This window comes from Streptomyces sp. NPDC059917, assembly GCF_042730635.1.
In the GTDB taxonomy this organism is placed as follows: Bacteria; Actinomycetota; Actinomycetes; order Streptomycetales; family Streptomycetaceae; genus Streptomyces.
Genome location: NZ_JBHWLC010000146.1, coordinates 1 through 9771, shown reverse-complemented (window position 1 = coordinate 9771; position 9771 = coordinate 1). Strand labels below are relative to the sequence as shown.

The window sequence follows — 9771 nt, the reverse complement described above, 5'->3', positions numbered from 1 at the left end:
GGGTGCGCACAGCGCACCGGGCCACCCCCGTTCGTACAGGTCCTAGCAGCCGAGCAGGCGGCTGCCGAGGTAGCTCTGGATCTGGTCCAGGGAGACGCGCTCCTGCTTCATGGTGTCGCGCTCGCGCACGGTCACCGCGTTGTCGTCCAGGGTGTCGAAGTCGACGGTGACGCAGAACGGCGTACCGATCTCGTCCTGGCGACGGTAGCGGCGGCCGATGGCGCCCGCGTCGTCGAACTCGATGTTCCAGTTCTTGCGCAGGTCGGCGGCGAGGCCCTTGGCCTTCGGCGAGAGCTTCTCGTTGCGCGACAGCGGCAGCACCGCGACCTTGACCGGCGCCAGGCGCGGGTCGAAGCGCATCACGGTGCGCTTCTCCATGGCGCCCTTGGCGTTCGGGGCCTCGTCCTCGTTGTACGCGTCGAGCATGAAGGCGAGCATCGCGCGGTTCACACCGGCGGCCGGCTCGATGACGTACGGGGTGTAGCGCTCGCCCGACTCCTGGTCGTGGTAGGTCAGGTTCGCGCCCGAGGCCGCGGAGTGGGCCTTGAGGTCGTAGTCGGTGCGGTTGGCCACGCCCTCCAGCTCGGAGAACTCGTTGCCACCGAAGTTGAAGCGGTACTCGATGTCAGCGGTGCGCTTCGAGTAGTGGGACAGCTTGTCCTTCGGGTGGTCGTACCAGCGGATGTTCTCCTCGCGGATGCCGAGGTCGCGGTACCAGTTCCACCGCTCCTGCATCCAGTACTCCTGCCACTGCTCGTCCTCGCCCGGCTTGACGAAGAACTCCATCTCCATCTGCTCGAACTCGCGCGTGCGGAAGATGAAGTTGCCCGGCGTGATCTCGTTGCGGAAGGACTTGCCCATCTGGGCGATGCCGAAGGGGGGCTTCTTGCGGGAAGTCACCTGCACCTGGGCGAAGTTGGTGAAGATGCCCTGGGCGGTCTCCGGGCGCAGGTACGCGACGGAACCGGCGTCCTGGGTCGGGCCGAGGTGGGTCTGGAGCATGCCGGAGAACTGCTTGGGCTCGGTGAACTGACCCTTGTTGCCGCAGTTGGGGCAGTTGATGTCGGCCAGGCCGTTGGCGGGGAGGCGGTTGTGCTTCGCCTCGTACGCCTCCTCCAGGTGGTCGGCGCGGTAACGCTTGTGACAGGAGGTGCACTCGGTCAGCGGGTCCGAGAAGGTCGCGACGTGGCCCGAGGCCTCCCAGACCTCGCGGGCGAGGATCACCGAGGAGTCGAGGCCGACGATGTCCTCACGGCCGGTGACCATCGAACGCCACCACTGGCGCTTGATGTTCTCCTTCAGCTCGACACCCAGCGGGCCGTAGTCCCAGGCAGCCCTGGAGCCGCCGTAGATCTCACTGCACGGGAAAACGAAGCCACGGCGCTTGCTCAGGCTGACGATGGTTTCGATCTTGTCGGCGGCCACGGTGCTCTCTTCATTACGAGGACGAACGGCGAAGCCTTTAGGTTACCGGCGCGCCCACCCCCTCCTTCAAATCGGATCCCCTTAGAGCGGCCGAGGGGGTTCCGCCACCCCGCTTGTTGACAATCGTTTCCATCTTTGATGAAAATGGATGTCATGAACGTACGACGCCTCATACCCACCACCGCCCTCGCCACCGCCGCGGCCCTCGGCGCAGCGGCCCTCACCGGCTGCTCCGGCACCGCCGCCGCGGGCACCGACAAGGACGGCAGACTCAGCGTGATGGCGTCGTTCTACCCGATGCAGTTCCTCGCCGAGCAGATCGGCAAGGACCACGTGAAGGTCGACTCCCTGACCAAGCCCGGCGTCGAACCGCACGACCTGGAGATCACCCCCCAGCAGACCGCCCGCCTCGGCGAGGCCGGCCTCGTCGTCTACCTCAAGAGCCTGCAGCCCGCCGTCGACAAGGCCGTCGCGCAGACCCCCGCCAAGAACGTCGTCGACGCCGCCACCCTCACCAAGCTGGAGGTGCACGACGCCTCCGGCCACGACCACGCCGAGGGCGAAGCGGACCACGACCACGACCACGGCGGCACGGACCCGCACGTCTGGCTCGACCCGGTCAAGTACGCGGAGATCGCCAAGGGCGTCGGCGCCGCGATGGAGAAGGCCGACCCGGGCCACGCGGCGGACTACAAGAAGAACACCGACGACCTCGTGGCCAAACTGGGCGCGCTGGACACCGAGTTCAAGGACGGCCTGAAGAACACGGCCTCCAAGACCTTCATCACCACCCACTCCGCCTTCGGCTACCTCGCCGCGCGCTACGGCCTCGACCAGGAGGGCATCTCCGGCGTCGACCCCGAGTCCGAGCCGACCCCCGCCCGGATGAAGCAGCTCCAGGACGTCGCGAAGAAGGACAATGTGACGACCGTGTTCTTCGAAGCGCTGGCCAGCGACAAGACGGCCAAGACGCTCGCCCGCGACACGGGACTGAAGACCGACGTCCTCGACCCGCTCGAGGGAATCACCGACACGTCCCAGGGCGCTGACTACTTCGCGATCATGCGGTCCAACCTCAAGAACCTGCAGAAGGCGCTCGGCAACAAGTAATGGCAGCAGTAGCAGCAACGGAGGCGCGAGCCATGGAATCCACGGCAGCCGCGACAGCGGCGGAGCAGCCCGTCATATCCCTGCGCGGGGCCACGGCCACGCTCGGTTCGCGCCCCGTGCTGCGCGGGATCGACCTCACCGTGCGGCGCGGTGAGGTCGTCGCCCTGCTCGGCGCCAACGGCTCCGGCAAGTCCACGGCCGTGCGCGCCGTCGTCGGCCAGGTCCCGCTGACCTCCGGCACGCTCTCCCTCTTCGGTACGGACCTCAGGCGCTTCCGGCAGTGGTCGCGCATCGGGTACGTCCCCCAGCGCACCACCGCCGCCAGCGGCGTCCCGGCCACCGTGCGCGAGGTCGTCTCCGCCGGCCGCCTGGCCCTCACCCGCTTCGGACGGCTGCGCGCCGCCGACAAGGCGGCCGTGGAGCGCGCCCTCGCCCTGGTGGACATGGACGGCTTCGCCGACTCCTCGGTGAACGCCCTCTCCGGCGGCCAGCACCAGCGCGTGCTCATAGCCCGGGCCCTCGCCGTGGAGCCCGAGCTCCTGATCATGGACGAGCCGATGGCGGGCGTCGACCTCGCCAACCAGGAGGTCCTCGCGAACGCCCTGCGCGGCCAGGTGGAGGCCGGGACCACCGTCCTGCTCGTCCTGCACGAGCTGGGCCCGCTGGAGCCCCTCATCGACCGGGCCGTCGTCCTGCGCGACGGCTGCGTCACGCACGACGGACCGCCCCCCGAGGCCCTGGGCCAGCACGCGCTGCCCGGCCACGACCACGTACACCCCCACGCGGCCCACGACGCCGAACCGATCCGGACGGGACTGCTGAGCTGATGGACCTCCTCGCCTACCCCTTCATGCAGCGGGCGCTGATCGCCGCGGCCCTCGTCGGCATCACGGCCCCCGCCATCGGCACGTACCTCGTCCAGCGCCGCCAGGCGGTCATGGGCGACGGCCTCGGCCACGTGGCCATGACCGGTGTCGCGCTCGGCTTCCTGCTCCAGAGCAGCCCCGTCTGGATGGCCACGCTGGTCGCCGTCGTCGGCGCCGTCGGCATGGAGCTGATCCGCGCGCGCGGCAGGACCAGCGGCGACGTCGCGCTCGCGATGCTCTTCTACGGCGGCCTGGCGGGCGGCGTGATGATCATCAACTTGGCCCCGGGCGGCTCCACCGCCAAGCTGCTGGGCCCGATGTTCGGCTCGATCGCCGCGGTCGCGCCCGAGGACGTCACCGCGATGGCGATCCTGTCCGCCCTCGTCCTGGCCGTCACCATCGGCCTGCGCCGCCAGCTCTTCGCGGTCTGCCAGGACGAGGAGTTCGCACGGGTCGCCGGCCTGCCGGTGCGCTTCCTGAACCTGCTGATCGCGATCACCGCGGCCGTCACCGTCACCGTCGCCATGCGCATCGTCGGCCTGCTGCTGGTCAGCGCCATGATGGTGATCCCGGTCGCGGCCGCCCAGCGGCTCACCCGCGGCTTCGCCGCCACCCTGGGCCTGGCCATGGCCATCAGCCTCACGATCTCGCTGACCGGCACGGCGGCGACGTACTACATCGACGTCCCCTCGGGCGCGATGATCGTCCTCCTCGCCATCGCCGTCTTCCTCGTGCTCTCGCTCGTCGCCACCCCGCTCGCCCGGCGGCGGGCCCGGGCCGCGCGCGCCACCGAACAGGTCTGCACCCAGGACGACGTGAAGGTCCAGTAGCGCTCCGGACGGGGCGCCCGGGACCGCCGGACTGGCACAATGGCACGACGGCCCTAGACGAGGAGGACCCGGTGGCGACTGCCCCTGGCGAGATGAACACCGCGCCAGTACGAGGGCGCTCGACCCGGCAGCGGGCCGCCGTCGCGGCCGCGCTGGACGAGGTGGACGAGTTCCGCAGCGCCCAGGAACTGCACGACATGCTCCGGCACCGCGGCGACTCCGTGGGCCTGACCACCGTCTACCGCACCCTGCAGTCCCTGGCCGACGCGGGCGAGGTCGACGTGCTGCGCACCAGCGACGGCGAATCCGTCTACCGGCGCTGCTCCACCGGCGAACACCACCACCACCTGGTCTGCCGCAAGTGCGGCAAGGCCGTCGAGGTGGAGGGCCCGGCCGTGGAGAAGTGGGCCGAGACCATCGCCGCCGAGCACGGCTACGTGAACGTCGCCCACACCGTGGAGATCTTCGGCACCTGCGCGGACTGCGCCGCGGCGGGCTGATCCGGCGCCGGCGGCCGGCTCAGCGCCGCCGCAGGTTCCGGTCGAGGATCGCCCGCAGCCGCTCCAGGTCGGCGGGGTCCGCGACCCCGCGCTTGGGGAGCACCGTCATGGCCACGGAACGCTTGTCGGCGCTCAACATGACGAACGTCGCGGGCGTTTCCACGTAGGTCGGTTGCAGCGCCCAGGCGATCCGCGTCTCGCTGTCCGCCGTGGTCACCCGCAGCCCGGCGTCACCGACCACGGCCCGGGTCTCCCCCATCCTGGCCAGCAGGCCGCCCATGGCGCGCGCCGTGAGCTGCGGCCCGTAGAACGCCAGGGCCAGCATCAGCAGCCCGGCGCACGGGAACAGCAGCCGCGAGGCGTCCAGCGGCCCCTTCGCGAACAGCGCCAGGCCGCTGATCGAGGTGATCAGCAGTCCGGCGCTCAGCAGCAGCCACCGCTGGAACCGCCCGGAGCCCGTGTGCCGGGCCCGGGCGCGCAGCGCCTCGGCCAGGTCCTGCGTGGTGGGCCGGTAGACGAGTTCCACGGATCGCTCCGCCCCGCCGTCACCGGCCCCCGCGCCCATGTCGTGCGCCCGATCCCCACCCGTGTCCATGGCGGTGAGGATAGGGCCCGATCAGCCCGGCTGTCCGGCGATTTCCGGCGTGTTCGGCAGCGCCCCGCCGAACCGGCGGTCGCGCTGCGCGTACTCCAGGCAGGCCGCCCAGAGGTTGCGCCGGTCGAAGTCCGGCCACAGCACGTCCTGGAAGACCATCTCGGCGTAAGCGCTCTGCCAGAGCAGGTAGTTGGAGGTCCGCTGCTCACCGCTGGGCCGCAGGAAGAGGTCCACGTCCGGCATGTCCGGGTAGTACATGTACTTCGCGAAGGTCTTCTCGTTGACCTTCGACGGGTCCAGGCGGCCCGCCGCCACGTCGCGGGCGATCGCCTGCGCCGCGTCCGCGATCTCCGCCCGCCCGCCGTAGTTCACGCAGAAGTACAGCGTCATCGCGTCGTTGTCGACGGTCTGCTCCTGCGCGACCTGGAGTTCCTGGACGACCGACTTCCACATCTTCGGCATGCGGCCGACCCAACGGATGCGGATGCCCAGCTCGTTCATCTCGTCGCGGCGGCGCCGGATGACGTCCCGGTTGAAGTTCATGAGGAAGCGCACCTCGTCGGGCGAGCGCTTCCAGTTCTCCGTCGAGAAGGCGTACAGGGAGAGGTTCTTGACCCCCATCTCCAGGCAGCCCTTGAGCACGTCGAGCACCACGCCCTCGCCGACCTTGTGCCCCTCGGTGCGCGGCAGGCCGCGCTCCTTGGCCCAACGGCCGTTGCCGTCCATGACGACCGCGACGTGGTTCGGGACCAGTTCGCCGGGAATCTTCGGCGGGCGCGCACCGGACGGGTGCGGCTCCGGAAGCTTGTAGTCCCTGCGGCTGCGTCCCAGGATCCCGCGTCGTGCCATGTGTCCAGCTCCTATTTCTCGACGTATCGCAGGGAGCGTAGCCCGCGCTCCAGATGCCAGTGCAAATAGGCGGAGACCAAGCCGCTCCCCTCCCGGACGTGGCGCGCCTCGCAGGCGTCCGCGTGCGCCCAGTCCCCGGTGAGCAGGGCGCTGAGCAGTCCTACGGCCTCCGACGAGGGTACGACGCTGCCGGGCACCCGGCAGTCCCCGCAGACGACCCCGCCCGCGGCGACGGAGAAGTGCCGGTTGGGCCCGTGGATCCCGCACTTCGCGCAGTTCGTGAAGCTGGGGGCGTAGCCGTTGACCGCGAGGGAGCGCAGCAGGAAGGCGTCGAGGATGAGGTGGGGCGCGTGCTCGCCGCGCGAGAGGGTGCGCAGGGCGCCGACGAGCAGGAGGTACTGCTGTACGGCGGGCTCGCCCTCCTGCTCGGTGAAGCGCTCGGCCGTCTCCAGCATCGCGGTGCCGGCGGTGTAGCGGGCGTAGTCCACGACGATGCCGTTGCCGTAGGGGTGGATGATCTCGGTCTGGGTGCACAGCGGCAGACTGCGGCCGACCAGATCGCTGCCTCGGGCGAAGAACTGCACGTCGGCGTGGGAGAAAGGTTCCAGCCCGGCGCCGAACTTCGACTTGGTCCGCCGCACGCCGCGGGCCACGGCCCGGACCCGGCCGTGGCCACGGGTCAGGAGCGTGATGATGCGGTCCGCCTCACCCAGCTTCTGGGTGCGCAGCACGATGCCGTCGTCGCGGAACAGACTCATGGCCCCCATTGTCCCGTACGGCACCGACAGACCGCGGACGCCGGTGTCCCCGGACCGGCGCAGCGGCCGATCCGGGGACGGTGTGCGCGACGGGTCAGACGGTCGACGCCGGGGCGCTCTCGCCCTCCGTCGCCTGCGCCGGTACGACCGCCTCGGGTACGGGCGCCACCGCGTGCGGGTCGCCCTTCGACAGGCCGTTGAAGAGCAGGTTGAGGACGATCGCGGCCGTGGCACCGAGGGTGACGCCGCTGTTGAGCAGCGAGGCCGTGTCCACGCTCATGTGCTTCTCGAAGAAGGCCGGGACGGTGGCCGGGAAGAGCGCGAAGGCGAGCGAGACGCCGACGATCAGCGCGTTCTTCTCCTCCTTGAGGTCCACCTTGCCCAGGGTCTGGATGCCCGCCAGGGCGACCATGCCGAACATCACGGTGGCCGCGCCGCCGAGGACCCCCGGCGGGATCGCCGCGACGATGGCCGCGGCCTTGGGCAGCAGCCCCAGGATGATCATGATGACGCCCGCGGAGACCACCACGAACCGGCTCTTGACCTTGGTGACCCGGACCAGCCCGACGTTCTCGGCGAAGGCGACGTAGGGGAAGGAGTTCAGCAGACCGCCGATCGCGGTGGCCGCGCCGTCGGCGCGCAGGGCGCGGGCCACGGTCTCGCTGTCGATGTCCTTGCCGACGATCTCGCCGACGGCGTAGGTGTCACCGGTCGTCTCGACCATGGTGATCAGCATGACGATCAGCATCAGGAGGATCGGGAACCACTCGAACTTCGGGGCGCCGAAGTGGAAGGGCGTGGTGATCCCGACCCAGTCGGAGGCGCCGACGGCGGCGAACTTCGCGTCACCGAGGGCGAAGGCGACCAGGGTGCCGCCCACCAGGCCGAGCAGGACGGCGATGCTGGACAGGAAGGGCTTGCCCAGCCGCATCACGACCAGGACGAAGAGCATCGTGCCGGCGGCGTAGGCCAGCTGCGTGGGGTCACCGCCGTCGCCGACCAGCGGCGCACCGCCGACGACGTCCTTGAGGGCGACCGGCAGCAGGACGATGCCGAGGATCGTGATCACCGTGCCCGTGACCACGGGCGGGAACAGCGACATCACGATCTTGAACACCCGGGCGGGCATCCAGGCGAAGGCGAAGGTCGCGATGCCCGCGGTGATGACGGCTCCGTAGATCACCAACAGGGCGGCCGTCCCGCCGCCCGCGCCCAGTCCGATGGCGATCATCGGGGACACGGCGGTGAAGGTGACGCCCTGGATGATCGGCAGCCGCGCACCGATCCGGCCGATGCCCCAGGCCTGGATGATCGAGGCGATGCCGCAGGTGAAGAGGTCCGCGTTGATCAGGTAGACCAACTGCTCGGGAGTGAGCTTGAGTGCGCTGCCGACGAGGATCGGAACGATCACCGCACCGGCGTAGAACGCGAGTACGTGCTGGAAGCCGTACAGCGCGAGCTTGGGGAGGGGGAGCACCTCGTCGACCGGGTGCGTGCTCTGCTCTCCGTTGCCGGAAAGCCGGGCGGCGACACGTGCCATCTCTGCCTTGCCCTTCAAGAGGTAGGTAAGCGAGAGGAATGGGGATCTGGTTATCCCTGGGACGGAGTGGGTCGCGAACCCGTTGATCCGCCAGGGTTGTCAGTGCGTTCACGCGAATCGAAGCCGCGCCGTGTTACGGGCAGCAGCTCGCCGTGTGACCGGAATTGAACGCCTGTGGGGGGCTTCACAGATATCGTCGACTTCCACAAATTGTTGAGGTTTCGTGAAGCCATCTATGGAGGTTTCTCCAATGGCGGCCACCACCAGGGCGGCGTATGCGAAACCCGCCCCCCGAACCACCCTCCCCCTGTCGCGCCAGCGAAGCACCGCCCCAACCAGCGCCCTGACGTGCGAAAACCCCCACCGCACCACTTCCACCCCGCAAACCGGACCCCACCCGAACGCCAGTCCAATTGGTGGATACACCAACCCCGGAGCGATCTCCTCCACCCATCTGACGACAGCTCTCAGCCACCCACGAGGCCGGATCGTTACCGACCCCAAGCACCACTTGCCCCGCTATGAACCCCGCCCCCACCCCGCGCGACTCCGCCGCGGAGGCCGGATCCCACACACCGAGGTCGGAGAGGGTCCGGGGGCTGCCCGCCAGTTCAACTGTCTCTCCGTGCCGGGCCGACCTATCAAGGGCGCTCCCTACGGTCGCGTCGCTACGCGATGTCGCTGCGCTCCACCCTTGACAGGCCACCCCGTCACGGAAAGCCAAGAACTGTCGGGAAGCCCCCGAAGGAAGGGCAGGGGGGACCTAGACCACTAAACGGGATTCCGGACGATGGGGCGGGGGCCCTGGGTGCGGCCTCTGCCGCGCCCTTCGGGCGTACAAGCGACAAGCACGCCCTCAGATCGCTACGCGCTTCTCCGAGGGCGGCGTCTGCGGGCTGTTTGGGGTGGGTGAGAGGCGAGAACTCGGTGAGGGCGAGCATGGGGCAGGCCTGAGGCCGTCCGCCCCTCGAATGCACACTCCAAATGCCCACAAAAGGGGCAAACTGAGGAGGTTTGGAGGGGTGTTGAGTCCCCACCGCCACCAGACCCGTCTCCTGCTCGGTTGAGCCGAGTTGCTGGCCCTCCCGGGCCGCCCACCAGCCCCGCACACCCCGCAGACGCCGCCCTCGGAGAAGCGCGTAGCGATCTGAGGGCGTGTCTGTTGCCTTTACGCCCGAAGGGCGCGGCAAGGCCGCACCCGGAGCCCCCGCCCCATCGCCCGGAACCCCGATCGGAGATATCGGTCCCCCCTGCCGTTCCTTCGGGGGCTTCCCGACAGTTCTTGGCTTTCCGGGGTG

Annotated in this window: 9 protein-coding genes; 4 read left to right on the top strand and 5 right to left on the bottom strand. The window is 69.5% G+C overall.

Annotated elements, in window-relative coordinates; genetic code table 11:
- Nucleotides 1–42 precede the first annotated feature (42 nt).
- Nucleotides 43–1425 (bottom strand): glycine--tRNA ligase, encoded by a 1383-nt coding sequence (locus tag ACFWAR_RS38455; RefSeq protein ID WP_385788103.1) that lies wholly within the window; start codon nt 1423–1425, stop codon nt 43–45.
- A 153-nt stretch (nt 1426–1578) separates the two neighbouring features.
- On the opposite strand from ACFWAR_RS38455, the gene ACFWAR_RS38450 reads away from it, so the two are divergent.
- The 4 genes from ACFWAR_RS38450 to ACFWAR_RS38435 all read left to right on the top strand — a co-directional run bounded on the left by ACFWAR_RS38450 (nt 1579) and on the right by ACFWAR_RS38435 (nt 4731).
- Nucleotides 1579–2535, top strand: coding sequence for a metal ABC transporter substrate-binding protein (locus tag ACFWAR_RS38450; RefSeq protein WP_385788101.1), 957 nt, complete (start codon nt 1579–1581; stop codon nt 2533–2535).
- A gap of 32 nt (nt 2536–2567) precedes the next feature.
- Nucleotides 2568–3362, top strand: a complete 795-nt coding sequence (locus tag ACFWAR_RS38445) for a metal ABC transporter ATP-binding protein (RefSeq protein WP_385788098.1) — start codon at nt 2568–2570, stop codon at nt 3360–3362.
- A complete protein-coding gene (locus tag ACFWAR_RS38440) occupies nt 3362–4231 on the top strand; it encodes a metal ABC transporter permease (protein WP_385788096.1) in 870 nt (289 codons plus the stop codon). The genes ACFWAR_RS38445 and ACFWAR_RS38440 overlap by 1 nt, the downstream gene beginning before the upstream one ends.
- A gap of 71 nt (nt 4232–4302) precedes the next feature.
- Entirely contained in the window at nt 4303–4731 is a 429-nt protein-coding gene (locus ACFWAR_RS38435; RefSeq protein ID WP_354380179.1) for a transcriptional repressor, read from the top strand.
- A 19-nt stretch (nt 4732–4750) separates the two neighbouring features.
- On the opposite strand, the gene ACFWAR_RS38430 is transcribed toward ACFWAR_RS38435, so the two are convergent.
- From ACFWAR_RS38430 to ACFWAR_RS38415, 4 genes are all read right to left on the bottom strand, one after another.
- Nucleotides 4751–5326, bottom strand: coding sequence for a YcxB family protein (locus ACFWAR_RS38430; RefSeq protein WP_385788093.1), 576 nt, complete (start codon nt 5324–5326; stop codon nt 4751–4753).
- A 21-nt stretch (nt 5327–5347) separates the two neighbouring features.
- Nucleotides 5348–6175 carry an isoprenyl transferase gene (locus ACFWAR_RS38425; RefSeq protein WP_385788090.1) on the bottom strand — a complete coding sequence of 276 codons (828 nt, stop codon included), beginning with the start codon at nt 6173–6175 and terminating at the stop codon, nt 5348–5350.
- An 11-nt stretch (nt 6176–6186) separates the two neighbouring features.
- Nucleotides 6187–6933, bottom strand: a complete 747-nt coding sequence (recO, locus tag ACFWAR_RS38420; RefSeq protein ID WP_385788087.1) for a DNA repair protein RecO — start codon at nt 6931–6933, stop codon at nt 6187–6189.
- 94 nt (nt 6934–7027) lie between these two features.
- Nucleotides 7028–8473 (bottom strand): nucleobase:cation symporter-2 family protein, encoded by a 1446-nt coding sequence (locus tag ACFWAR_RS38415; protein ID WP_385788084.1) that lies wholly within the window; start codon nt 8471–8473, stop codon nt 7028–7030.
- Nucleotides 8474–9771: the final 1298 nt, after the last annotated feature.

Coding starts and splice junctions, on each gene's coding strand:
- ACFWAR_RS38450 (WP_385788101.1), top strand. CDS start 1,579: ATGAACGTACGACGCCTCATACCCACCACCGCCCTCGCCACCGCCGCG.
- ACFWAR_RS38445 (WP_385788098.1), top strand. CDS start 2,568: ATGGAATCCACGGCAGCCGCGACAGCGGCGGAGCAGCCCGTCATATCC.
- ACFWAR_RS38440 (WP_385788096.1), top strand. CDS start 3,362: ATGGACCTCCTCGCCTACCCCTTCATGCAGCGGGCGCTGATCGCCGCG.
- ACFWAR_RS38430 (WP_385788093.1), bottom strand. CDS start 5,326: ATGGACACGGGTGGGGATCGGGCGCACGACATGGGCGCGGGGGCCGGT.
- ACFWAR_RS38425 (WP_385788090.1), bottom strand. CDS start 6,175: ATGGCACGACGCGGGATCCTGGGACGCAGCCGCAGGGACTACAAGCTT.
- recO (WP_385788087.1), bottom strand. CDS start 6,933: ATGAGTCTGTTCCGCGACGACGGCATCGTGCTGCGCACCCAGAAGCTG.
- ACFWAR_RS38415 (WP_385788084.1), bottom strand. CDS start 8,473: ATGGCACGTGTCGCCGCCCGGCTTTCCGGCAACGGAGAGCAGAGCACG.